General features: G+C 72.2%; 18 protein-coding genes. 6 read left to right on the top strand and 12 right to left on the bottom strand.

All coding sequences use genetic code 11. The annotated features are described in order from the left end of the window. Positions 1 to 31 precede the first annotated feature (31 nt). Positions 32 to 1723: a serine/threonine protein kinase gene (locus Aau02nite_RS39415; RefSeq protein ID WP_212993760.1), complete on the bottom strand. Its 1692-nt coding sequence runs from the start codon at positions 1721 to 1723 to the stop codon at positions 32 to 34. Positions 1724 to 1905: 182 nt separating this feature from the next. On the opposite strand from Aau02nite_RS39415, the gene Aau02nite_RS39410 reads away from it, so the two are divergent. After that, positions 1906 to 5814, top strand: coding sequence for a Pls/PosA family non-ribosomal peptide synthetase (locus tag Aau02nite_RS39410; protein WP_438841221.1), 3909 nt, complete (start codon positions 1906 to 1908; stop codon positions 5812 to 5814). Then, entirely contained in the window at positions 5811 to 7148 is a 1338-nt protein-coding gene (locus tag Aau02nite_RS39405; protein WP_212993809.1) for a M1 family metallopeptidase, read from the top strand. The genes Aau02nite_RS39410 and Aau02nite_RS39405 overlap by 4 nt, the downstream gene beginning before the upstream one ends. 27 nt (positions 7149 to 7175) lie before the next feature. Here Aau02nite_RS39405 and Aau02nite_RS39400 read toward each other — a convergent pair whose 3' ends face one another. The 4 genes from Aau02nite_RS39400 to Aau02nite_RS39385 all read right to left on the bottom strand — a co-directional run bounded on the left by Aau02nite_RS39400 (position 7176) and on the right by Aau02nite_RS39385 (position 10132). Next, positions 7176 to 7475: a hypothetical protein gene (locus tag Aau02nite_RS39400; protein ID WP_212993758.1), complete on the bottom strand. Its 300-nt coding sequence runs from the start codon at positions 7473 to 7475 to the stop codon at positions 7176 to 7178. Between the two features lie 48 nt (positions 7476 to 7523). Further along, a complete protein-coding gene (locus tag Aau02nite_RS39395) occupies positions 7524 to 7976 on the bottom strand; it encodes a hypothetical protein (protein WP_212993757.1) in 453 nt (150 codons plus the stop codon). Positions 7977 to 8102: 126 nt separating this feature from the next. Further along, positions 8103 to 9302, bottom strand: coding sequence for a fumarylacetoacetase (gene fahA, locus Aau02nite_RS39390; protein WP_246595791.1), 1200 nt, complete (start codon positions 9300 to 9302; stop codon positions 8103 to 8105). Next, a complete protein-coding gene (locus Aau02nite_RS39385) occupies positions 9299 to 10132 on the bottom strand; it encodes a hypothetical protein (protein ID WP_212993755.1) in 834 nt (277 codons plus the stop codon). The genes fahA and Aau02nite_RS39385 overlap by 4 nt, the downstream gene beginning before the upstream one ends. 219 nt (positions 10133 to 10351) lie before the next feature. Here Aau02nite_RS39385 and Aau02nite_RS39380 point away from each other — a divergent pair, with 219 nt between their 5' ends. Continuing rightward, positions 10352 to 11101, top strand: a complete 750-nt coding sequence (locus tag Aau02nite_RS39380; RefSeq protein ID WP_212993754.1) for a FadR/GntR family transcriptional regulator — start codon at positions 10352 to 10354, stop codon at positions 11099 to 11101. Here the strand turns inward: Aau02nite_RS39380 and Aau02nite_RS39375 are convergent. The 6 genes from Aau02nite_RS39375 to Aau02nite_RS39350 are packed head-to-tail and all read right to left on the bottom strand — an operon-like array spanning position 11049 to position 17311. Next, positions 11049 to 12095: an aldo/keto reductase gene (locus Aau02nite_RS39375; RefSeq protein WP_212993753.1), complete on the bottom strand. Its 1047-nt coding sequence runs from the start codon at positions 12093 to 12095 to the stop codon at positions 11049 to 11051. The two genes, Aau02nite_RS39380 and Aau02nite_RS39375, sit on opposite strands and share 53 nt — an antisense overlap. After that, complete coding sequence (locus Aau02nite_RS39370; RefSeq protein ID WP_212993752.1) at positions 12092 to 12913, bottom strand: amidohydrolase family protein; 822 nt, start codon at positions 12911 to 12913, stop codon at positions 12092 to 12094. Before Aau02nite_RS39370 ends, Aau02nite_RS39375 begins: the two co-directional genes overlap by 4 nt. Next, positions 12910 to 14073, bottom strand: coding sequence for a mandelate racemase/muconate lactonizing enzyme family protein (locus Aau02nite_RS39365; RefSeq protein WP_212993751.1), 1164 nt, complete (start codon positions 14071 to 14073; stop codon positions 12910 to 12912). The genes Aau02nite_RS39370 and Aau02nite_RS39365 overlap by 4 nt, the downstream gene beginning before the upstream one ends. 28 nt (positions 14074 to 14101) lie before the next feature. After that, the gene (locus Aau02nite_RS39360) at positions 14102 to 15013 is read right to left on the bottom strand and encodes a carbohydrate ABC transporter permease (RefSeq protein WP_212993750.1); all 912 of its coding nucleotides are present in this window, start codon (positions 15011 to 15013) and stop codon (positions 14102 to 14104) included. A 4-nt stretch (positions 15014 to 15017) separates the two neighbouring features. Beyond that, positions 15018 to 15950, bottom strand: a complete 933-nt coding sequence (locus Aau02nite_RS39355; RefSeq protein WP_212993749.1) for a carbohydrate ABC transporter permease — start codon at positions 15948 to 15950, stop codon at positions 15018 to 15020. Then, positions 15947 to 17311 (bottom strand): ABC transporter substrate-binding protein, encoded by a 1365-nt coding sequence (locus Aau02nite_RS39350; protein ID WP_212993748.1) that lies wholly within the window; start codon positions 17309 to 17311, stop codon positions 15947 to 15949. The genes Aau02nite_RS39355 and Aau02nite_RS39350 overlap by 4 nt, the downstream gene beginning before the upstream one ends. 93 nt (positions 17312 to 17404) lie before the next feature. On the opposite strand from Aau02nite_RS39350, the gene Aau02nite_RS39345 reads away from it, so the two are divergent. From Aau02nite_RS39345 to Aau02nite_RS39335, 3 genes are read left to right on the top strand one after another with little or no spacing between them, the layout of a single operon-like run. Then, entirely contained in the window at positions 17405 to 18433 is a 1029-nt protein-coding gene (locus tag Aau02nite_RS39345) for a zinc-dependent alcohol dehydrogenase (protein ID WP_246595790.1), read from the top strand. Continuing rightward, positions 18430 to 19185, top strand: coding sequence for an SDR family oxidoreductase (locus Aau02nite_RS39340; RefSeq protein WP_212993747.1), 756 nt, complete (start codon positions 18430 to 18432; stop codon positions 19183 to 19185). Before Aau02nite_RS39345 ends, Aau02nite_RS39340 begins: the two co-directional genes overlap by 4 nt. 46 nt (positions 19186 to 19231) lie before the next feature. Beyond that, the gene (locus Aau02nite_RS39335) at positions 19232 to 22264 is read left to right on the top strand and encodes a M14 family metallopeptidase (protein ID WP_281421151.1); all 3033 of its coding nucleotides are present in this window, start codon (positions 19232 to 19234) and stop codon (positions 22262 to 22264) included. A gap of 48 nt (positions 22265 to 22312) precedes the next feature. Here Aau02nite_RS39335 and Aau02nite_RS39330 read toward each other — a convergent pair whose 3' ends face one another. Then, positions 22313 to 24712 carry an RICIN domain-containing protein gene (locus tag Aau02nite_RS39330; RefSeq protein ID WP_246595789.1) on the bottom strand — a complete coding sequence of 800 codons (2400 nt, stop codon included), beginning with the start codon at positions 24710 to 24712 and terminating at the stop codon, positions 22313 to 22315. Between the last annotated feature and the right edge of the window lies 1 nt (position 24713).

Raw genomic sequence — 24713 nt, 5'->3', positions numbered from 1 at the left:
GCAGCGTTGCCGGGTCCGCGGGTGTGGTGGCCTACCAGGCGACGACGCCCTGGGTGCTCGGCTGGATGGTGCCGAGCTTCAGGGACTTCATGGTGATGAGGCTGCGGGCGGGGTCGGGGAAGTTCTCCTGGGCCATGACCACGCCGCGCTTCGATGAGGTGAGGCTGCCGCGCAGCGTGTTGCCGGTCGGGCAGTCCGAGTCGGCGCGGTCGCACGCCTCCCATTTGATGCCCTGGAACGCTCCCGTGCCCGGCCGCAGCAGGATGTCGACGGACTCCCCCGGCTCGTCGACGGCGGTCGTCGGCAGTTGCACGCGTTCGTCGGCGGCGTTGTAGAGGCCGACGAACACGCGACCGTCGACCCGGCAGGCGGCGTCGGAGTTGTTGGCGATCGAGACGAGGCCGCGCTGGGCCCCCACCGCGGTCGGGTTGTCGCTCTGTGCGGTGACGCTGATCTCGAGGTCGCCGTCGCGGCACAGCCGGGCCTGCGGCGTCTTGCTGATCGGCGGCGCCACGCGCGGCTCCTCGGCGGGCTCGGGGTCGTCGGCGTCGACCGGGCCGGGGGCCGGACCGGGGGCCCGCGTGGGGCCGGCACTGGGCGGGAGGTCCCCGCCGTACGGCGCGCTGCTGCTCGGGGCGGGCAGCGTTGCCGTATCCGGGAAGACAGCCGTGGACTGGCCACCCGCCGAGCCCTCCGACCCCTGACCGGGCAGGAGCTGACGGACCGGAGTGAGGCTCAGGACGCCGAGCGCGACGACGGCCGCCGCTGCCAGCGCCGGAGCCGCGCGCCGCCACCGCCGTACCGATGTGCCGTTGTCCCGGCCGGCGACCGGACGCCGGGCCGTCTGCCGGGCCGCCTGGGCGGCTTGCTGCAGCTCGGGCCGGCCGGCCAGGTTGACGGTCGTCGGCGCACCGACCGCGACCAGTTCGTCGAGCAGGTCGAAGGCCGTCGGCCGCAGCTGCGGCTCCTTCTCGAGGGTCCGGGCGACCAGGTCGCGCAGCGGCGCGGGCAGACCGTCCAGGCGGGGCGGCCGGGTGAGGATCGCCCCGGCCGTCGCGGCCGCGCTGTCGCCGCCGAAGGGGGTACGGCCGGTGCCCGCGTACGTGATGACCACGCCCCACGCGAAGACGTCCGCGGCCGGCCCGATCCGCGCCGAGTCGTTGTCGAACCGCTCGGGCGCCATGTAGGCGACCGTGCCGACCATCTGATCGGTGCCCGTGTGCCGGCTGGTGGCCTCGAAGGCCCGGGCGATGCCGAAGTCGATCACCTTGGGGGTGCCCAGCGCGAACAGCACGTTGGCCGGCTTGAGGTCGCGGTGGATCACGCCGGCGCCGTGGATGGCCGCCAGCGCGGTGGCCACGCCGACCGCCACGCTGTACAGGCTGCCGCCGGTCAGCGGCCCCTGTTCGTCGACCACCTCGGCCAGGCTGGGACCGTCCACGTACTCGACCACGAGGTAGGGGGTCTCGTGGTCGGCGTCGGCGTCGAGGAGCTCGGCGGTGCAGAACGGCGGCACCTGCCGGGCCCGGTTGACCTCGCTGCGGAAGCGGGCGCGGAACTCCTCCTCGTACGCGAGCTCGGGCTTGACGACCTTGATGGCCACCAGCCGCTCGTGCTGGTCCTCGGCGAGGTAGACGGTGCCCATGCCGCCCTGCCCGAGCCGGCTGAGCAGGCGGTAACCACCGAGGAACTCCGGGTCACTTGGTCGCAGCGGCGCCTTCATCGCGGTGGACGATACCCCGCGATCCCGGCCGGGGCAGATGTGGCGGTGACCACGGATCCGCTCATGTGGCGTCATTTCGCGGCGCTGCGACGTAGCGTTGAGGGCTGCCCAGGGCGGGTCCGTATGCCGCACGCCTGGTTGACGCCGACCCTCGAGGTGAAGATGGTGCACGCCCGGTGACCGTGACGACCGGACCGCAGCTGGTCCCGCTCCCTCCGCTCGTCGTCGCACCGGTGCCCCCGGCGGTGTTCCGCTCCCCGTCGGCGCCGGCCACCCGCACCCTGGTCGACGTCTTCGACGACACCGTGCGCGCGCACCCGGGCGCCCGCGCGCTCGACAACGGCACCACCGCGCTGACGTACCGCGAACTCAGCGATGAGGTCGAAGCCGTCCGGATGACGCTGGCCGGGCACGGGATCGGCGCCGGCGACCGGGTGGGCGTCCGGATCTCGTCCGGCACGGCCGAGCTGTACCTGGCGATCCTCGGCGTGCTCGCGGCCGGCGCCGCCTACGTGCCGGTCGACGCCGACGATCCGGCGGAACGCGCCGAGCTCGTCTTCGGCGAGGCGGGCGTCTGCGCGGTGCTCGGTGACGGGCTGAGCGTCTCGCTGCGCCGTACCCCGCAGGGCCGGTCCGGCCGGCCCGGACCGGCCGACGACGCCTGGATCATCTTCACCTCCGGCTCGACCGGCACCCCGAAGGGGGTCGCGGTCAGCCACGGCGCCGCGGCGGCCTTCGTGGATGCGGAGGCGGGCCTGTTCCTCGCCGGCGAGGCCAGTGAGGCGATCGGCCCGCAGGACCGGGTGCTGGCCGGGTTGTCGGTGGCGTTCGACGCGTCCTGCGAGGAGATGTGGCTGGCCTGGCGCCACGGCGCCTGCCTGGTGCCGGCCGAGCGGTCGCTGGTGCGCAGCGGTGTCGACCTCGGCCCGTGGCTCGCCGAGCAGCGCATCACCGTCGTGTCCACCGTGCCGACCCTGGCCGCGCTGTGGCCGGTCGAGGCGCTGGAGGAGGTACGGCTGCTGATCTTCGGCGGGGAGGCCTGCCCGCCCGAGCTCGCGCAGCGGCTGGCCGTCGAGGGTCGCGAGGTCTGGAACACCTACGGGCCGACCGAGGCGACCGTGGTGGCCTGCGCGGCCCGGATGACCGGCGACGGACCGGTGCGCATCGGGCTGCCGCTGGCCGGCTGGGACCTCGCGGTGGTCGACTCCGCCGGCGACCCGGTGGCGATGGGCGAGACCGGCGAGCTGGTCATCGGTGGTGTGGGTCTGGCCCGCTACCTGGACGCCGCCAAGGACGCCGAGAAGTTCGCGTCCCTGCCGTCGCTGGGCTGGGAGCGGGCGTACCGCAGCGGGGACATCGTCCGGGCGGAGCCCGCCGGGCTGCTGTTCGTCGGCCGCGGCGACGAGCAGGTCAAGCTGGGCGGGCGCCGGATCGAGCTCGGTGAGGTCGACGCCGCGCTGCAGGCGCTGCCCGGGGTCGCCGGGGCGGCCGCGGCGGTGCAGCGGACCGCCGCGGGCAATCAGCTGCTGGTCGGGTACGTGGTGCCGGCCGACAGTGTCGCCTTCGATGCTGCCGCGGCGGCCCTGCGGATCCGTGAGCAGCTGCCGGCCGCGCTCGTACCGCTGCTGGCCGTGGTGGGCGCGTTGCCGACCCGCACGTCCGGCAAGGTGGACCGGGCGGCGCTGCCCTGGCCGCTGGCGACCGCCGGGGACTCCGCGGACGACCTGACCGCGACCGAGCAGTGGCTCGCCGGTGGCTGGGCCGAGATCCTCGGCGTACGCCCCACCGAGGCCGACGCCGACTTCTTCAACCACGGCGGCGGCAGCCTGAACGCGGCGCAGCTGGTGGCCTGGATCCGCCGGCAGTACCCGCAGGTCTCGGTGGCCGACATCTACCTGCACCCGAGGCTGTCACGGCTGGCCGCGGTGCTGGACGCGCTCGGCACCACCGCGACGACCCGCCGCGAGGTCCGGCCGACCCCGCGGCGCGCCGGGCTGGTCCAGGCCGTGCTGATGGTCCCGATGCTCGCGCTGGTCGGGCTGCGCTGGCTGACCGTGCTGGCCGCCCTCGGCAACGTCCTGGCCCTGCCGGCCCGGGCGTCCTGGACGCCGGTCGTGTCCTGGTGGTGGGTGGCGCTGGGCTGGGCGCTGCTGTTCAGCCCGCTCGGCCGGATCGCCGTGGCCGCCGCGGGAGCCCGGCTGCTGCTGCGCGGCGTGGGCCCGGGCAGCTACCCGCGCGGTGGCCGCGTGCACCTGCGGCTGTGGGCCGCCGAACGGCTCGCGGAGCTGTCCGGCGCCACCAGCGTGGCCGGGGCGTCCTGGATGGTCACCTACGCCCGGGCGCTCGGCGCGCAGCTCGGTCCCGACGTCGACCTGCACTCCGCGCCGCCGGTCACCGGGCTGCTGAAGCTCGGCCGGGGCGCGGCGATCGAGCCGGAGGTCGACCTGTCGGGCCACTGGATCGACGGCGACGTCGTCCACATCGGCAAGGTGCGCGTGGGCGCGGGCGCCCGGGTCGGATCCCGCAGCACCCTGATGCCCGGCGCGCGGATCGGCAAGGGCGCGCGGATCGCGGCCGGCTCGACCGTGGCCGGCGCCGTGCCGGCCGGCCAGCGCTGGGCCGGCTCGCCGGCGGCACCCGCCGCCAAGGACCCGGCCGCCTGGCCGGCGCAGCGTCCGCCGCACTCCCGGGTGGGATCTCGTTTCTGGACCGCCGCGTACGGCATCACGGCGCAGTTGCTGGGGCTCGTGCCGGTGGTGGCGGCCCTGCCGGCGCTCGTCGCGCTCGGGTGGACGCTGACCGTCCGGCCGGCCGTCGGCACGGTGCTGGCCGCCGTCGCGGTGGGCACGGTGGCCTACGTCGTCGGCTATGCGCTGCTGGTGCTCGCCGCCGTCCGGGCGCTCAGCATCGGTCTGCGCGAGGGGTACCACCCCGTGCAGGGCCGGGTGGCGTGGCAGGTGTGGACGACCGAGCGGCTGATGGGGATGGCCCGGGTGGGGTTGTTCCCGCTGTACGCCAGCCTGTTCACGCCGGTGTGGCTGCGGCTGCTGGGCGCGAAGGTGGGGCGCGGCGTGGAGGCCTCCACCGTGCTCGCCCTGCCGGCGATGACCACGGTCGCCGACGGGGCCTTCCTGGCCGACGACACCATGGTGGCCACGTACGAGCTGAGCCACGGGTGGCTGCGGGTCGCCCCGGCCCGGATCGGCAAGCAGGCGTTCCTCGGCAACTCCGGGATGGCCGCACCCGGCCGTTCGGTGCCCAAACGGGGACTCGTCGGCGTGCTGTCGTCGGCCCCACGCAAGGCCAAGAAGGGCACGTCGTGGCTCGGTGCGCCGCCGATGCCGTTGCGCCGTACCGTCGAGGCGGCCGACACCAGCCGCACCTTCGACCCGCCGGCCCGGCTCAAGCTGGCCCGGGCGGCGATCGAGCTGTGCCGCGTCATCCCGGTGATGTGCGCGGCCGCCCTGGCGACCGGCGTCCTGGCGGCGCTCGCATTCGTCTGGCAGAGCTATGGCCTGTGGGTCGCCGCGCTCGCCGCCGGGCCGGTGCTGCTGGCCGCGGCGATCGTCGCCGCCGCGACCGCGACGGCCGCGAAGTGGCTGCTGGTGGGGCGGTTCCGGGTCGCCGAGCGCGCCCTGTGGACCTCCTTCGTCTGGCGCAACGAGCTCGCTGACACGTTCGTCGAGGTCCTCGCGGCGCCGTGGCTGGTCCGCTTCGCGACCGGCACGCCGCTGCTCACCGCGTGGCTGCGCACGCTCGGGGCGCGGATCGGCCGCGGCGTGTGGCTGGAGACCTACTGGCTGCCCGAGTACGACCTGGTCACCCTGGGCGACGGCGCCACGGTCAACCGCGGCTGTGTCGTGCAGACCCACCTGTTCCATGATCGGGTGATGAGCATGGACGAGGTGACCCTGGGCGCGGGGGCGGCGCTGGGCCCGCACGGCATCGTGCTGCCCGGCGCGAGCATCGGCGCCCGGACCACCATCGGCCCCGGCTCGCTGGTGACCCGCGGCGACGCGGTGCCGGACGACAGCCGGTGGCGGGGCAACCCGATCGCGACCTGGCCGGCCCCGGCCGCCCGCCGGCCGTGACCCCGTCGCCGCTGTCCCGTGGTGCCACGCCCGGCGCCGACCGCTCCCGCGACTCGTACCTGCCCGGGCACGGCAACGGCGGCTACAAGGTCCTGCATTACGACCTCGACCTCGACTACCGGGTGGTGTCGAACCGGCTCGCCGGCCGGGCCGTCGTCACCGCGATCGCCGAGCACCCGTTGTCGCGGTTCACCCTCGACCTCGGCCCGCTCCAGGTGCAGGACGTGCGGGTCGACGGCCGCCGGGTCAAGTACACCCACCGGCCGGACAAGCTGCAGATCAAGCCCGAGCGCCCGCTCGGCGCCGGGGACACCTTCCGGGTGGACATCCGGTACGCGGGCAAGCCGGTGCCGGTCTCCGGCCGCTGGGGTGACCTCGGGTGGGACGAGCTCACCGACGGGGTGCTCGTGGCGAGCCAGCCGAACGGCTCGCCGTCCTGGTTCCCGTGCGACGACCAGCCCAGCGCCAAGGCGAGCTTCCGGGTGGCGATCACGGCTCCCTCGCCGTACACGGTGCTGGTGACCGGCGATCCCGTGTCCCGGCGGCGCGGCGCGGGCAGCACCACGTGGGTGTACGAGCGGTCCGAGCCGACCTCGCCGTACCTGATGAGCGTCCAGATCGGCCGCTACGAGCTGGTCGAGCTGGCGGCCGGCGACGTGGTGCAGCGCGCCGCGATCCCGCCCACGCTGCGCGCGAACGCCGCCCATGACCTGGGCCGGCACGGCGAGATCATGACGGCGATGCAGCGGCTGTTCGGGCCGTACCCGTTCCGCGAGTACGTCGTCGTGGTGGCCGACGACGACCTCGACGACCCGGTCGAGGCGCAGGGCATGGCGATCTTCGGCCGCAACCACCTCGACGGGCGGCGCACGCACGAGCGGCTCGTCGCGCACGAGCTGGCCCATCAGTGGTTCGGCAACAGCCTCACGGTGGCGGACTGGCGCCACATCTGGCTCAACGAGGGCTTCGCCACGTACGCGGAATGGCTGTGGTCCGGCGTCAGCGGCGACTGGCCGGCCGAGGCCCTGGCGGCGCAGTGGTACCAGCGGATCGCGGCCCGCCCGCGGGACGTCATCGTCGCCGACCCCGGCGTCGACCGGATGTTCGACCCGCTGGTCTACAAGCGCGGCGCACTGACGGTGCATGCCCTGCGCAAGCGGATCGGCGAGGAGCCGTTCTTCGCGATGCTGCGGGCCTGGGTCGCAGAGCACCGGCACGCGACTGTGACGACCGAGCAGTTCCGGGCGCACGCCCAGCGCTTCGCCCGCGAGCCGTTGGATGGCCTGTTCGCCGCATGGCTCGACAGCCGGGCGCTGCCGCCTTTCCCCCGGTGACGGCCGCGCCGGCCGCCACCGGAAGGGTCACCGCACCGGAAGGTCGACCCGGCGGCCCATCCCGAACTGCGGGGCGTCGGTGTCGGTCACCATCGCGAAAGCGCCGGCCGGCACACCCCCGCGGGTCGCCACCCGGGAGGCCGCGGCCAGGAGCGTCTTCTCGCTCGCGCCGGCGATGAAGAAGATGTAGACCTCGCCGAACTCCTCGCCGTCGTCGTACTCCTCCAGGCCCAGCTCCTCCTCGAGGTCGATCATGAAGTCACCGACGTCGTCGATCCATTCAGCGTCGGCGGTCATCGGAACGTGGATCTCCACCAGCACAGCCATGCCCATGATGATCCGGTACTGCCCCCGCGGCCCCGACAGCGGTGGTCCTCAGTGCGTGCGGCTCTTCAGGACGGGAAGCGTCAGGCGGAAGGTCTCGGCCTGCTCGACCGCCTTCCTGCCGCAGTCGGTGTAGGTGATCGTCGCCGCCAGCGGCACGAACACGCGTTTGCGGTGACGCGCGGTCACCTGGATCGCCGTGTGGTCCACGCGCTGGGACCTGAGGTCGGTGGTCTGCGAGAACGAACTGTGGTCGCCGGTGTTGGACGGGTAGCGCACGTCCACCTTGGGGGCCCGCACCGTCACCCGCACGTCGCAGATCTTCCTGCCGGTCGTCCAGAAGACGTTCACCCAGGCCGGTTCGCCCGGCTCGACCGCGGCGAGCCAGGTCGTGACCGGCTCGGGGCCGTTCACCGAGGCCAGGGCCGGGGCCGGCGCCACCGCCGCGCCGCCGGCAACCGCCGCCGCGAGCAGGCAGGCGGCCAGCTGTCGGGGAATCCTCATGCGCTTCCTTCGACGAGTCGCGCGGGCCACCCACCGAAAGGGGGCCCTCTCCCAGGACGGTAAACCGCGGTGGCCGGACCCGTTCGCGGAATCGGCCGATTGCCCGTCGGGGGAAGCGCGCGGCCGTCAGATCGCGGGGCGGATGCGGCCGCGGACCTCGCCGAGCCCGATGACGACACCGTCGGCGCCGGGCGCGCTCGCGCTGATCACGATCTCGTCGCCGTCGTCGAGGAAGGTGCGGGTCGTCCCGTCCGGGAGCCGCAGGGGTTCCGTGCCGCCCCACGACAGTTCGATGAGCGAGCCGCGCTCGCCGGGGCGTTCGCCGCTGATGGTGCCGGAGGCATAGAGGTCGCCGGTACGCAGCGACGCGCCGTTGGCGGTCAGGTGGGCCAGCATCTGCGCGCCGGTCCAGTACATGCCGTCGGACCTGGGGCGCGAGACGACGTGGCCGTTGAGCCGGACCTCGAGCCGGACGTCGAGCCCCCACGGCGGCGCCTGCGAGTCGTCGAGGTACGGCAGCAGCGGCACGGTCCGCGCCGGTGGTGGCACCCGGGCGGACCCGAGGGCGGCCAGCGGCACGACCCACGGCGAGATCGAGGTGGCGAAGGACTTGCCGAGGAACGGGCCGAGCGGCACGTACTCCCACGCCTGGATGTCGCGGGCGGACCAGTCGTTGACCAGGCAGACCCCGAACACGTGCCGCTCGAAGCCGGCCAGGTCGACGGGCCGGCCCAGCGGGGACGGGGTGCCGACGACGAAGCCCAGCTCGGCCTCGATGTCGAGGCGCTGGGACGGTCCGAAGGTGATGTCACCGTCGGTGCCGCGGCGCTGGCCGCAGGGCCGCACGATGTCGGTGCCCGAGGCGACGACGGTGCCGGCGCGCCCGTGGTAGCCGATCGGCAGGTGCTTCCAGTTGGGCGTCAGCGGGTCCTGACCGGGCCGGAACATCTTGCCCAGGTTGGTGGCGTGCTGCTCGGAGGCGTAGAAGTCGACGTAGTCGGCGACGGTGAACGGCAGGTGCAGGACGGCGTCCCGCGCCGGCACGAGATGCGGGCCGAGACGCTCGCTGACGGTGCCGTCGGCGAGCCAGCCGGTCAGCAGGGCGCGCACCTGTGACCAGGTCTGCGGTCCGGCGGCCAGCAGGGTGTCCAGCGACGGGCCGGCCACGGCCGGGGCCAGCGCCGGCGCGAGGAGCTGCACGGCGGGGGCCAGGTCCAGGATCAGGTCGTCGATCGCGACACCCACCCGGGCGCGCTGGTCCGACGCCGTGCTGAACACCCCGTAGGGCAGGGTCGCGACGCCGAACGGGGTGGAGACGGTGCTCAACGCGGGTCCTCCGGGAGAAGTCCGTGGCGCAGCAGGCCGTCGACCGGCTCGGTGATGCTGCATGTGCCGAAACTGATGAAGTGCTGCCGGATCCGTCCGGCCAGGGGGTCGTCGAGGCCGGCGATCGCGGTGGCCACCCGTACGCCGTCCTGGTCGGCCAGCGCCTCGGCGACATCGGCCCCCCGCAGGGCGTGGCCGGTCGCGAGCAGCACGTTCAGGTAGCCGTGGTGCTCGAAGCCGGTGGTGGGATCCCGGTGCCGGACCGGGTCGTGCAGGCCGGCGGTGAGTTTGAAGGCGAGGCCGCCCCGGACGGCCGTGTCCAGGACCGCGGCCAGCTGCCGCTCGCCCGGGAAGGCCGCCGGGACCGCACCACCGGTACGGATCTTGAGTCGCAGACCGGCGGCGACGAGGGTGGCCACCGTGGCCGCGGTGACGTCGGCCCACGGCAGCTCGACGTAGGTGCGTACCGCCGGGGGCACGTGCCGGTCGACCGCGGTGACCAGCTCGGACAGCCCGGCCGCGGAGGCCGGCACCTCCAGCGCCACCAGTTCCACCCGGGGCTCGTCCTGCGCCCGGGCGACCGCGGCGGGAATGTCCGCCACGCCGCCGGGCAGGGTGAGCGAGACCGGCAACGGCGAGCCGGCGGTCAGTGCCGTCGCGAGTTCCGCCCAGCGCGGCAGGGCACAGATGAACGGGCCGAGCAGCGGCGCCGTCGGTGACGACCGGCGATCCCGGTGCGCCCGTACGGCCTCCGGGAGGGGCACGTTGCCGGGCGGGAAGATGGCCGCGTCGTCGAGCAGGCCGAGGAACAGCCGGGGCGGTGCGGTCACTCTTACCTCCGTCGGGGTCGCTGCGCCGGTTCAGCTTTGGGCAAGGGGTCAGGGTGCACAACGCGCCCAGCGCGGGGCGAGCAGTCTGTCCAGATCTGCGGGCCGAGGCCGCTCACCACTGAACAACCTGTACAGGGCCGCCGCATCAGCGTGACCGGAGCGCCCGGTGGCCCGGCCGGGCCGGTCAGCGGCCGGGGGCCCGCCCCGTATATTGCGGTCATGGCAGCCCAGCCCGACACCTCGGCCTTCCCGCCCCGCCGCCGCCCGGCCCGGCTGGGTGTGGCGGTGACCAGTGAGCTCGTCGAGCTCATCGTCACGGGTGAGATCCCCGAGGGCGGCCTGCTGCCCCCCGAGGGGCCGCTCAGCGACCACTTCGGCGTGAGCCGCACCGTCATCCGCGAGTCGGTCAAGCGGCTGGAGGAGAAGGGGCTGGTCGTCGTCGCCCAGGGCCGGGGCACCCAGGTGGCCCGGTCCGGTTCCTGGAACATGCTGGATCCGATCGTGCTGTCCGCCCTGATCGACAGCGACGAGTCGCTGGGCATCCTCGACGAGCTCACCATCGTGCGGGGCAACCTGGAGTCGGCCATGGCCGGCGCGGTCGCCGCGCAGCACACCAAAGAGGAACTGGCGCGCATCGAGCACGTCCTGGACGCCATGCGGGAGATGCGGCAGGAGAGCGACGCGTTCCGGCAGGAGGACGTCGTCTTCCACTTCACGGTCATGGAGATCTCGCGGAACCGGCTGGCGGAGAACATCACCAAACGCCTCTACCGGCGCGCGCTGGAGAGCGACCGCTATCAGGGGCTCCGGTACGAGGGCGCGTTCACCTCGACCATCGAGGAGCACAGCAAGGTGGTCGAGGCGATCGCCCGGCACGACGTCGAGGGCGCGGAGCGGGCGATGCGTGACCACATCGTCAGCTCCTGGCAGCGGCGCCGCCCGGCGGCCCTTCCGGAGAGTGACTCGTAGGTCCCGCAGGCACCGCGCCCGCGGGGAGGAAGCCGGCCGCGACCAGGTCCCGCCAGAGACCGGCGGGGATGTCCGTGGCGAACCGCTCGATGTCCTCGTCCACCTCCCGGGGCGAACGCATGCCGATGGCCACCGCGGCGACGGCGGGATGCAGCAGCGGGAAGGCCAGCGCCGCCGCCGGCAGCGGGACACCGTGATCCGCGCAGATCTCCGCGATCCGCCGGGCCCGCTGCACCACCGCGGCGTCGGCCGGGCGGTACTCGTACGTGGCGCCGGGGCTGGGCTGCGCGGTCGAGAGCAGGCCGGTGGCGAAGACTCCGGCGGCGACGACCGCGACTCCGGCGTCCCGGGCCGGCGCGAGCACGGACTCCAGCGCACTGTGGTCCAGCAGCGAGTACCGGTTGGCCAGCATGATCACGTCGAGCAGTCCCTCGCGGATCAGCGGTGCGAGGCCGGCGGTCACGTTCGTCCCGATGCCGATGGCCGACACGACGCCCGCCGTCTTGAGGTGCGCCAGCGAGGCCAGAGCCTCCCGGGCCGCGCCGTCCCAGGCCTGGTCCGGGTCGTGGGCGAGAAGAATGTCGATCCGGTCGAGCCCGAGGCGTTCGAGGCTCTCCCGCAGGGAACGCTCGACTCCTCCTATGGAGAAATCCCAGCGTCGCGCCAGGTCACCCGGCACCACGAAACCGTCGTCGTCGCGGTCGAGCGGCCGGGCGCGCGGGACGAGCAGCCGGCCGGCCTTGGTGGAGATCACGAACTCGTCGCGTGGCCGGTGGCGCAGTTCGACACCGAGGCGCCGCTCGGAGAGCCCGAGTCCGTAGTGCGGCGCGGTGTCGAAGTACCGGACTCCTCGCTCCCAGGCCCGGCGCAGCGTACGGCCGGCCTGCTCGTCGTCCATGGCGGCGGCGAAGTTGCCCACCGGCGCGCCGCCGAAGCCGAGGACTCCGTACGGACCCCGGGCCCGGGCGAGCAGCTGCTCGACGACGCTGGTCACGCGCCGAGCCCGTAACACGCCGACGCGGTTCCCGACATGATCGCGTGGCGCTCCGCCGTGCTCAGGTCGCCGATCAGATCGTCCACCGCCGTCCGCCAGTCGACCGGTCCGGCGCCCAGGCACGCCACCGGCCAGTCGGAGCCGTACATGAGCCGCTGCGGTCCGAAGGCCTCGACCGCCACACCGACCACCCGGCGCAGCCGCTCCTCGTCGGTCACGATACCGGCCAGCCCGGAGACCTTGGCGTAGACGTTCGGCCGGGCGGCGAGCGAGCGCAGACCGCGTTCCCAGCCGTCCTCGTCGGCGGTATCGGCGATGCCACCGAGATGGTCGAGCACGAAGCGCAGGCCGGGATGCTCCCCGGCAACGGTCGCGGCCAGCGGTTGCTGCCACGAGCGGACGACCAGGTCGAAGCAGAGGCCGCGGGTCCCGAGGACGTCGAGGGCCACGCCGACATCGCCGCGGTGCAGCCAGGCCGGGTCCGGGTCCAGGTGGACCAGGTGGCGGAGGCCGACCAGCCGCCGCGCGCCGGTACCGAGCGTCTCCAGCTGGGCGCCGGCGTCGCCGGTGAGATCGATCCAGCCGACCACGCCGGCCGTTCGTGGCCCGGATCCCGCCAGCAGCCGGCGCGTCTCGGCGATGCTGTTGCCGGCCTGGACGACCACCGCCGTGTCGCTGCCGGTCTCGTCGAGCATCCGCGCGAGGTCGCCGGGGCCGAAGTCGCGGTCGATCGCCGCCATCGTCGCCGGGTCGATCCAGGGCTGCGGATCGGTGGCCCGGTTCCACAGGTGGACGTGCGCGTCGATCACCCCGCTCATGACAGATGCCGCAGGTCGCGCCGGGACTCGGGAACCAGCCGCAGGCCGGCCCGCCGGGGACGCACGTGCGGGCCGGAGATCCCGGCCACCGGGTTGGCCGCCCGGACCTCGTTGATCTGCTCCTCGTCGACCCGGATGCCGATGCCCGGTTCGTCACCGAGGACGATGCCGCCGTCCATGAGCTCCTGATCGATCCGCAGGCCGATCGGCGCTTCGAGGTGCTGGACCTCGAAGGACAGGTGGTTGGGCACCGCGGCGGCGGCGTGGGCCACCGGGTTGGTGTGATAGGACACCGGGCTCACCGGCAGGTCGTGGCTGTGCGCGACCGCGGCCACCCGCAGGAAGTGGGTGATCCCCCAGACGTTGCCGACCTGGACGATGTCGACGGCCCCGGCGTCCAGCAGCGGCCGGTACTGCTCCAGGCCGGTAAGGTTCTCGCCGGTCGCCACGGCCGCGCGCACGTGCTGGCGCACCGAGGCGAGACCGGCCGCGTCCCACCGGCGCACCGGTTCCTCGATCCAGGCCAGGTCGACGGCCCGCTCCAGCTCGCTGACGAAACGGACCGCCTGGGTACGGTTCCACGCCTCGTTGGCGTCGAGCATGAGCGCCGGATGCGTCGAATTGCGGTGCAGCACGTCGCGGACCGCGAGCAGCCGGCGCAGGTCGTGCGTGACGTCGAGGCCGCCCTTGAGCTTGGCCGAGCTGAAACCGCGGTCGGCGTAGCGCTCGTACAGGCGCACGAGGGCCTCGTCGTCGAGCGCGATGTCGAGGCCGGAGGCGTACCCCGGCACGAACCGGTCCAGGGCGCCGAGGGTGCGCCAGAGCGGCTCACCCGCCGCCTTGGCCTTGAGATCCCACAGGGCCATGTCGATCGCGCCGACCGCCCCGAACGTCGCTCCCGCGTGGCCGGTCTTGAACACCCAGCTCAGCATGCGGTCGTAGAGCGCGGTGACCGCCCGCGGGTCCTCACCCTCGACGGCACCGAAGACCCGGTCGATGTCGCCGTGAGGGCCGACGCCGACGCCTTCGAGCCCGTCGTCGGTCTCGAGGATCAGCACGTGGACGTCGGTGCGCGGCCCGGGCATCACGCCGTTGGCGTCACCGGTCAGCCGCCCCCAATCGTGCTTGGTCAACAGGCTGCGGTAACCGGTGACTTTCATGGTGACTCCTGGTCGGCAGACATTCGGCTCACTCCTTGGTCCCACCGGCCGTCATGCCGGCGACCAGGAAGCGTTGTGACACGAGGAAGACGATGAGCACCGGCAGCACTGAGACGACGGTGGCCAGGGCGAGCGTCGGCAGCTGCACGGACTGCCCGCCGGCGGAACTGGGATTGAACGCCGGGGTCGAGGCGAGCAGGGAGGTCAGTCCGACCTGCACCGGATAACCGTCGCTGGAGGGCAGCATCACGAAGGGCAGGAAGAAGTTGTTCCAGTTCTGCACGAAGCTGAAGAAGGCCACCAGGGCGACGATCGGCGCGGCCAGCGGCAGGGCGATCCGGGTGAAGACCTGGATCTCGCGGCACCCGTCGATCCGGGCCGCGGCGAGCAGGTCACGCGGGATGCTGGTGGAGAAGTAGATGTAGGTCAGGTACACCCCGAACGGGAAGAACGACATCGGCAGGATCACCGACAGCGGGCTGCCGATCAGGCCCACCGCGTTGAGCTCCAGGAAGATGGGCAGCACCAGCGCGGTGTTGGGGATCAGCATGACGACCAGGGTCAGCACCAGCAGCAGCCGCCGGAACCGGAACCGGGTCAGGGCCAGCGCGTAACCGGCCGGGATGCTCACGATCAGGGTGATGACCAGCGCGCCCACGGCGTACAGGGCCGAATTGGTCATCCAGGTGGTGACCGCGCCGTCCTGGAACCCGAACAGCCGGCTCCAGTTGGTGGACAGCTCGCCGAAGCTGCCGAAGGCGAACGGGTTGCCGACGCTCAGGCCGCGCGCGGACTTGGTGGTGGCCAGCAGCAGCCAGACGATGGGGACGGCGAAGAACAGCACGAACACGGCCACCATGACCGCGACGATCGTCCGGCCGCTCCAGCCGCTGACGCCGGGCCGGTACGCCGGCGAGGAGCCGGTGGGCACAGAGTTCATGGGTTCACTCCCGCTCGAACAGGCCGCCGCGCGTCACGAAGACGGCCGACAGCGCGAGGGCGACGACGAGCAGCAGCAGGGAGATCGCCGCCGCTCCGTTGAAGTCGTTCTGCTGGAACGCGTACTGGTAGGCGAGCTGGTTGAGCGAGTAGTCGTTCGGCACGACGGCGTTGCTGGCCTGCGAGAGCAGCTGCGGCTCGACGAAGAGCTGGGTGCCGGCGGCGAGCGACATGATGCCCATGTAGGAGATCCACTTGCGCAGCATCGGCAGCTGGATGCGCCAGGCGATCTGGACGGCGTTCGCACCGTCCACCCGGGCCGCCTCGATGACCTCGGCGCTGATGTTGTTCAGGGCGCCGTACATGATGACGATCCACCCGCCGGCACCGGTCCAGAAGGCGATGACGGCGAAGATGACGGGCAGGTTGCCCGGCACGATGACCTGCACGAAGCTCTCGAAGCCGAGCAGCCGCAGCAGGCCGCCCACCGGGCTGGCCGTCGGGTCGAGGACGAACAGCCACAGCAGCACGCTCGACGCGCCGGCCAGCGCACCCGGCAGGTAGAAGACGAACCGCAGGGTCCGGCTGAGCCAGCGGACCCTGATCGCGTGCACGACGACCGCCAGCACGGTCACCAGCGCCACCAGGGCGACCAGCCAGATGACCAGGTACAACGCCACGTGCGAGACGGCCGGCCAGAACCGGAAGTCGCCGACCACCTTGGAGAAGTTCGCCAGCCCCGCGAAACCGCCGGTGGCGTCGGTGAATGCGAGGTACACGGCGTACAGGGCCGGCAGCAGCCCGAAGGACAGCGTGAGCACCGCGTAGCCGGAGATCAGGCCGTAGCTCAGCACGTTGTCGCGGGTGGCGGGCGGCCGGCCGGCCGCCCGCCCCGTCACCGCGGCCGCCGCCTGGGCGGTCCGGTCGACGACCGTCATTTGACCGTGTATCCGTTGACCTGCGCCTGGTTCTTGATCGCCGTCTGCCACTCCGGCAGCAGCGTGACGAGGCTCTTGCCGTCGGCGATCGCCGGCGTCATCGTCTTGGCCCAGACGGCCTCCTGGCTGAAGATGCCCGAGCCCCAGCCCGGCCAGATCGACGTGCCGGCGGTGACGATGGCCCGCAGATCGGTGGCGTAGTAGCCGCTCGACTCCTGCTTCTTCACCCACTTCTCGGCGGCCGGCCCGTACGCGGGATAGCCGGGGGCGACCGCCACCTGGTAGTCGTCGGCGGTCGTGACGAACTCGGCGAACTTCTCGGCGGCCTTGAGGTTCTTCGAGTGGCTGCTGACGAACCAGGTGCCGCCGCCGACGTTGCCGGTCACCGCTTCCTCACCCTGCCAGGCCAGCGGCGGGGCGACCCCGAGCTGACCGGCCGGGACCTTGAGGGACTGCGGGTTGTTGAAGATGGCGCCGGCGTACCAGGCCGGTCCGGGCATCATGAGTACCTTGCCGGAGTACTTCTTGACGAACTCCGGCGTGAAGACGCTGACGTTCGGCGTGGTGCCGTTCTTGATCAGCGTGTCGAGCATCGTGGCGGCGCGCTGGCACTGCGGGGTCGTGGTGTTCACCGTGACGGTCTTGGGCCCGGTGATCTCGTTCGCCTGGCACTTGCTGCCCCAGAAGAAGACCTCCGGGGTCCAGGCGTCGCCCACGGTGCCGACGATGTGGCCGGGGTGTTCCTGCGCGACCTTCTCACCGAGGGCCTGGTACTCCTGCCAGGTGGCCGGGACCTGGTAGCCGAACTGGTCGAACAGCGCCTTGTTGTACCAGAGCACGACCTGGGCCAGGTCGTTACGCAGGCAGTAGACCTTGCCCTCGACGGTGCACGGGTTCAGCGCGCCCGGGGTGAACTTGTCGAGGGTGTCCTTGGGAACCAGCCCACCGTTGAGCACGGCGGCGAAGGCCTGCTTGCCGTTGCTCGGCTGGCTGGCCCAGGCCGCGTCGTTGTTCTGGGTGGAGAACACGACGTCGGGCCAGCCGCTCTGGGTGCGGTCGAAGAGCTGGATCTTGGTGCGGAACGAGTTGGAGCCGTTGGCCGAGCCGTCGTAGGTCACGACCTGGATCGGCACTTCGGGGTGGGCCTTCTTGAAGGCGTCAGCCGCCTTGGTGCGATCGGCGTCCACCCACACCGTGATGGGGGCTTTGTCGTCCTGGGTGACCTGAGGAAATCCATAAGAGCCGGCGGTGGAACCACCGTCGTCGTCGCCGCAGCCGGCGAGGGCGACTGTGAGAACCGCGACGCCGCCGAGGGTTGTCAGGAGGGAGCGGATGGAGCGGGCACGCCTGGAACGGACCATAGTCGGTGTCCTTTTCTGATCTTCCGTATTGACGCCGCGTTCATCGGCCCGAAATATAAGGGCATACGTATGATGTTTGCAAGGGAGGGTCGCATGAAGGGCACGACGTACGAGGGCTCAGGCCGGTTGCGGACGGTGTCCGTGGACGTGGCACCACCGGGACCGGGCGAGCTGCAGATCGCCGTCGCCTTCTGCGGTCTGTGCGGGACCGACCTGCACATCGTGCACGGCAACATGGACGCCCGGGTGCGGACGCCACTGGTGTTCGGCCACGAGGCCTCGGGCACCGTGGCCGCGGTCGGCGCCGGCGTGCGGGGCTGGGCGGCCGGCGATCCGCTGACCGTGATGCCGCTGATCTGGGACGGCACCTGCGCCGCCTGCCTGGCCGGCCATCAGCACATCTGCCAGAACCTGGTCTTCGTCGGCATCGACTCCCCCGGTGCGCTGCAGCAACGCTGGAACGTACCGGCGTCGATCGCCGTGCCGTTGCCCGGCGACCTGGACCTGCGTACGGCGGCGCTGGTCGAGCCCGCGGCCGTGGCCGTGCACGACGTCCGCCGTTCCGGGTTGCAGGTCGGCGACCGGGTCGTCGTGCTGGGCGGCGGCCCGATCGGGGTGCTCATCGCCTGCGTGGCCCGCGAAGCCGGGGCGCAGGTCCTGGTCGCGGAGATCGACGAGTCCCGCCGCGGCCGCGTCTCGGAGCTCGGCTTCGAGGTCCGGGACCCGGCCGGCACCGACCTCACTGCCGAGGTCGAGAGTTGGACCGGCGGCGTCGGCGCCGACGTGGTGTTCGAGGTGTCGGGCGCCGCCGCGGCGGCCCGGGCCACCACCGCGCTGGCCAGGGTCCGGGGCACGATCGTCGTGGTCGCCATCCACGCCGCCGCCCGCGAGATCGACCTGCAGCGGGTCTTCTGGCGGGAGCTGCGCCTGCTGGGGGCGCGGGTCTACCAGCGGGCCGACTTCGAGCGTGCGATCGAGCTGCTGCGCCGGGGTGTCCTGCCCGCGGCGGCGCTGATCTCCGGCGTCGTGCCGCTGGAGGAGACGGCCACCGCGGTCGCGGACCTGTCGGCCGGCCGGGCCATGAAGATCCTGGTCGACGTGGCCGGGGAGGCCCGGGCATGAGCGGACTGTTCGACCTGGACGGGCGGCTCGCCGTGGTCACCGGCGCCCGCCGCGGCATCGGCCGGGCGATGGCCGAAGCCCTGGCCCAGGCCGGCGCGGACATCATCGGGGTCAGCGCCCGGCTGCGCCCCGACGACGAGGTCGCCGAGACGGTCCGCGGCTTCGGCCGCGCCTTCGAGGCCCACGCCGTCGACTTCGCCGACCGCGACGCGGTGCTCGCGCTGGGCACCGAGCTGGCCGGGCGGGCGCCGGACATCCTCGTCAACAACGCCGGCACGATCGAGCGGGCACCCGCAGCAGAGCACCCGCTGTCCTGGTGGGACCGGGTCATCGAGGTCGACCTGTCCAGCCAGTTCGCCCTGACCCAGCTGGTCGCCGCGCCGATGCTGGAACGCGGCAGCGGCAAGATCATCTTCACCGCGAGTCTGCTGAGCTTCCAGGGCGGCATCAACGTCCCCGGGTACACCGCCGCCAAGTCCGGGATCGCCGGGCTCACCCGGGCGCTGGCCAACGAGTGGGCCGGCCGGGGCGTCAACGTCAACGCCATCGCACCGGGCTACATCGCCACCGACAACACCGCGGCGCTGCGCGAGGACGCCGACCGCTCCCGGTCGATCCTGGAACGGATCCCGGCCGGACGCTGGGGCCACAGCGCCGACCTCGCGGGCGCGGCGGTCTTCCTCAGCTCGGCGGCCTCGGACTATGTCTCCGGCACGATCCTCCCGGTGGACGGCGGATGGCTGGGCCGATGACCTGAGCCTCGGGGTGGCATTGACAAGACATCGATACTTGCCACTCATGAGGCGCTTACAACGGACAGCCATGGCGGTGGCCGTGCTCATCACCACCACCGCCGCCGCCGTCACCGCGATCCCGGCGCAGGCCGGGGCGGTACCGTCCACTAAGGACCGGCTCGACGTCTACGTCGGCACGCTCGACCACCGCCAGTGGGAAACGTTGCGCGCCGCGGGCCTGGCCGCGAACGAGCTCGGCCGCGCGCCGGTTCCCGGCCGCAAGGTTGCGGTCGAGGTGATCCTCGGCCGGGCCCAGGCGGACCGGCTCGGGAAAGCCGGCGTTCCGCTGTCCCGCAAGCCGGAGCCGGCATCGATGCGCTCCCGCAAGGCCGCCGGACCCACGGTCTTCCGGCCCTACCACACGCCCGGCGGCATCCGCGAGGAACTGACCGCCACCGCCGCGCGCTTCCCGAAGCTGGCGAAGCTCGAGACGATCGGCACGACGGTCCGCGGGGTCCCGATCCAGGCGGTCAAGGTCACCCGCAACGCCCGGGCCGTGCCCGACGGCCGCCGCCCGGCCGTGCTCTACCTCGGCGGGCAGCACGCCCGGGAGTGGATCACCCCGGAGATGACCCGGCGACTGATGCACCACGTCCTCGACAGCTACGGCACCGACCCCACGATCACCGGCCTGGTGAACACCACCGAGCTGTGGTTCCTGCCGGTGGCCAATCCCGACGGCTACGACCTCACCTTCACCTCCGACGAATACCGGTACTGGCGCAAGAACATGCGCGACAACAACGGCGACGGCCGGTACGGGCCCGAGGACGGCATCGACCTCAACCGCAACTTCGCCGAGAGGTGGGGATACGACAACGAAGGCTCGTCACCGGAACCGGACGACGAGACCTATCGGGGTCCCGCGCCGCAGTCGGAGCCGGAGACCCGGGCGATGGACGCCCTGTTCCGCCGGGTCGGCTTCGAGTTCCTGGTCAACTACCACTCGGCCGCCCAGCTCATCCTCTGGGGCGCCGGCTGGCAGGTCGAGACGGTCAGCCCGGACGATCAGATCGCGATGGCGCTGGCCGGCGACGATGCGCACCCGGCCGTACCCGGATACGACCCGGACATCTCCGCCGAGCTCTACGTCACCAACGGCGACACCAATCACCACGCCCAGGTCCGGACCGGAACCATCGGTTTCGCCCCCGAGATGTCGACGTGCCGGGCCGCCGCGGAGTCCGATCCGGACGACGCCTGGCGACCCGAGGACTGCCGTACCGATTTCGATTTCCCCGACGACGAGAAGCTGATCCAGGCCGAGGTGGCCAAGAACATCCCGTTCGCGCTCTCGCTGGCCCGGTCGGCGCGGAACCCGGCCGATCCGGTCTCCGTGGTCGGCCGGTCGACCAGGGACTTCGTCCCCGACACCTTCCCTGCTTCCTTCGGCACCACCCAGCAGGTGGCCGTGGTCGCCAAACGCTCGCTACGCAACGTGCGACTGCACGCCAGGATCAACGGCAGAGAGCGTACGGCCGCGGTCACCGAGTGGCAGGGCGGCAAGAGGTACGGCGGCAGCGCCGACAAGTACTTCGCGGAGCTGCGCGGCACCGTTACCGGGCAGAAGCCGGGCGACCGGGTGACCGTCTGGTTCACCGCCGCGGGCGGCAAGCGGAGCGCACCCTTCACCTACCCGGTCAACCGGCAGGTCGGCGGCGACGTGCTGGTGCTGGCCACCGAGGACGTCACCGGCATCGAACCGGCGAACACCGACGGCGCCACCACGGCACGGTACGCGGGCTCGTACGTCGACGCCCTGGAGCGGGCCGGTCACACCGCCGACGTCTACGACATGGACGCGCACGGCCGGCAGGCCCCGCACCCGCTCGGTGTCCTGTCGCACTACCGGGCGGTGGTCTGGGAGACCGGCGACGACATCGTCCCGCGCAACCCGGGCCAGCCCGAGTGGGCCACCACCCGGGCCGCCTTCGAGACCGATCTGGCCGTCCGGGACTACCTCAACGAGGGCGGCAAGCTGCTGCACGCCGGCCAGTACGCCCAGTACGCCGCGCTCGGTTTCGCCTACAAGCCGCAGGGACCGGGAGAATGCGGCGACGGCGGCGACGACGGGGACTGCCAGCCGTTGAGCGACGACTTCCGGCAGTACTGGCTCGGCGCGGGCGAGTACGTCGACAACGGCGGCACCGCGGCTCTGGCCGGCACCGCCGGCGCGCTGGCAGGCTTCTCCGCACCGGCCGGACCGCAGCAGCACACGGCGGCGTTCCTGAGCACGTCGAGCAACCTGCCGGTGGCTCAGTTCCCGCAGTTCACCAGCACCGTGCCGATGGTCTGGCAGCAGGACGGCCCGGGACCGTACGACCCGGTCGACGGTGACCAGTACCTGTGGAGCGGGCGCTCGGACTCCTCCTACAAGCGGCTGACCAGGACTGTCGACCTGACGACCGCGCGGGACGCGCACCTGCGGTTCAAGACCTCGTTCGACACGGATCAGGGGGCCGACTTCCTCATCGTGGAGGCGCACGAGGCCGGCACCGGCAACTGGACCACGCTGCCCGACACCGGCGGCCTGACCAGTACGGACGTCGGGTGGACCTGCGAGTGGGAACGCCTCGACCCGCACCCGTTCCTGGCGCACTACTGGGCCGAGGACTGCACGCCGCACGGCTCCACCGGCGACTGGAACGCCGCGACCGGCAACAGCGGCGGGTGGAAGGACTTCCACGCCGACCTGTCCGCGTACGCGGGCAAGCGGGTCGAGATCTCCATCAGCGCCACGTCCGACTGGTTCGTCCAGGGCTACGGCGTCTTCCTCGACGACGTACGCCTGGACGTGGACGGCGCGACCGTCGCCCGGACGTCCTTCGAGACGGATCTGGGCGGCTGGACCGTGGCCGGGCCGCCGCCGGGCTCCGCGCCCAACCCGACCGACTGGACCCGGGCCGGGCACGTCTACGACTTCGGCGCCGCGACCGCCACCCCGGCCACGCTCTACTTCGGTTTCGGACCGGAGAAGCTGACGGCGGCGGACCGCACCCAGCTGTTGTCCCGGTCGATGCGGCAACTCCTGAAGTGAACGGGACGGGCCCACGCCGTGGTGGCGTGGGCCCGTCCGGTCAGCCGGTCAGGAGGGGCGGGTCCACTGCTGGTTGGTGCCGCCGTGGCAGGACCAGAGGTTGATCCTGGTGCCGTTGGCGGTACCCGCGCCGGTCGCGTCCAGGCACAGTCCGGAGGCCACCCCGGTGATGGTGCCGCCGGCGTTGAGATTCCACTGCTGGTTGGGCTGGCCGTTGCAGTCCCAGATGATGACGGCGGTGCCGTTGCTGGTGCCCTGCCCGCTGGCGTCCAGGCACTTGTTGCCGTAGACCATGAGCTGCTTCGACGCGGTGTAGGTCCAGGTCTGACCGCCGGCTCCGGTGCAGTCCCCCAGCTGCGTCTGGGCGCCGTTGGCGGTCGCGGCGCCCGCCACCTCGATGCACCGGCCCGACTGCACCCCGACGATCCGGGTGGTCTGCGGGCTGGTGCCGGTCTGCGGTCCGGCCGCCGCCACCACGGCCTGCGCGGCGGCGGGCCAGTTGCCGTTGGTGACGATGGTGTTGTTGTTGACGACGTTGCCGCGGTCGCCGTTGGTGATGTTGGTGCTGCTGTTGCTGGTCCAGTTGCCGGTGACGGTGAAGTTGCCCATGTTCTCGCCGCCCCAGTAGTTGGCGGTGGCCCAGGTGCCGACGTTGGAGAAGACGTTGCCGCTGGCGGTGTAGTACTTGGAGCCCTCGTCGAAGTAGAGCCCGAACCAGCCGTTGATCCGCAGGCAGTGGTTCCCGTCGATCCGCGCGCCCGGGTTCCAGGACAGCGTGTAGATGCATCCGCCGTCGGTCATCTGCTGCATCACGTCGTGGATGTAGTTGCCGATGAGCCGGTTGTTCGAGGCGGTCGTCGCCGTGGTGTACCGCGGCTGGTAGTTGTACAGGCCCCGGTTGGCGTACTGGGTGCTGCCGCCCGGCTCGTTGGCGCCCCAGCCGAACCCGATCGACATCCCGGAGTACGGCATGTTGTAGACCTCGTTGTGCGACATGGTGGCGTTGGTGACGTAGGTCGTCAGGGCCGACACGTTGCCGCGGTACTCCACCCCGAGGTCGTGGATGCGGTTGTTGCTGATCGTGATGTCGCGATTGACCATCCGCGGGTCGCTGGGGTGGTGTGCGTCGGCGCGGACGCCGCCGACCACGATGCCGCCGGCCGAGCTGCGGGCGATCTCCGACCCGGTGACCGTGATGTTGCTGGCGCCCAGGCCGACGCCGCTGGCGTGGGCGTTGGCGTCGTTGCCGATGCCGATGGCCATCTGGCCGAGGTTGACGAACTGCGAGCCGGTGAAGGTGATGGTGTTGGCCGCGGAGACCTGCACGGCGGCGGGCATCTGGTTCCAGTGCGGCCGGGTGGCCTCGAACTGGCTGCACCCCTCCTGGCAGACGCTCAACGCCGGCCAGTTCCAGTTGCCGGTCATGTAGGCGCCGGTCTGCTGGTCCGCGTAGCCCTGGTTGCTGCTGGCCCCGAGCCAGCTCGTGCCGGTGAAGGTGATCCCCTTGAACGTGACGTGGTGGGCAGGGGCGTCGTAGGTGCCGCCGATGTTCACCAGCGACTGCAACGCCGGGAGCTCCACGCTGAGGTTGGTCATGCTCTGGCCGGCCGGTGGTGCGTAGTACAACGTGCCGGTCCCGGAGTTGAGATACCACTCGTTCGGCGAGTCCAGGAACTCGTACGCGTTGGTGAGGTACAGCGGACCGGCCCGGTGCGGGGTGGTGAAGGTGTCGTACCCGAAGGTGTTGTTGTTCCAGCCGGGCTGCTGCATCGTGAGGAAGTTGCCGCTGATGCTCTGCACCGACACGTACCGGTCGGTGAACGAGGCGACGCTCTCCATCTGGATCCGGTTCTGGTTGGCCAGATTGTTGAGGTAACCCAGCGCGCCGTTGCTGAACCGCAGGCCGGTGCTGGTGGCGGTGAAGTCCGACCGGTTCACCTGGGTGCGGGCCCGGGTGGCGATGGCGCCGTTGACGTAGAGCTGCCGGCTGTCGGTCCCGGCGCCCACATTGGCCTGCCAGATGTTGCGGCCGGCGTCGGCCAGGGTCCAGCCGGTGACCGCCCGCGCCCCGCTGATCACCGGCCGGGCCGAAGGCGCGGCCTGCCACACCACGGTGCGGCCGTTGGTGCCGGAGTCCTCGGCGGTGAACCGCAGCGGCGCCGACAGGCGGTACACACCATCGGCCAGCTGCACCACGATGTCGTCGGACATCGCGTCGTTCAGCGACCGCACGGCGGCCTGCGCGCCGGACAGCGAGCACGGCTGGGCGCTGGAACACGCAGTGCCGGAACCGGAGGGAGAAGCGTAGAGGGTGGTGGGCGCGGCCAGGGCGGGGCCGGCCCAGGCGACGGTCACCACCGCGGCGGCCACACCCGCCGCGGCGAATCCGGCCAGCAGTTTCCTGCGCAGCGTGGACGGCACGGGCATCTCCTCGAGATCGGTGATCATC

The sequence above is a fragment of the Actinoplanes auranticolor genome (assembly GCF_018332655.1).
In the GTDB taxonomy this organism is placed as follows: Bacteria; Actinomycetota; Actinomycetes; order Mycobacteriales; family Micromonosporaceae; genus Actinoplanes; species Actinoplanes auranticolor.
This window is presented reverse-complemented; position numbering and strand designations above follow the sequence as displayed.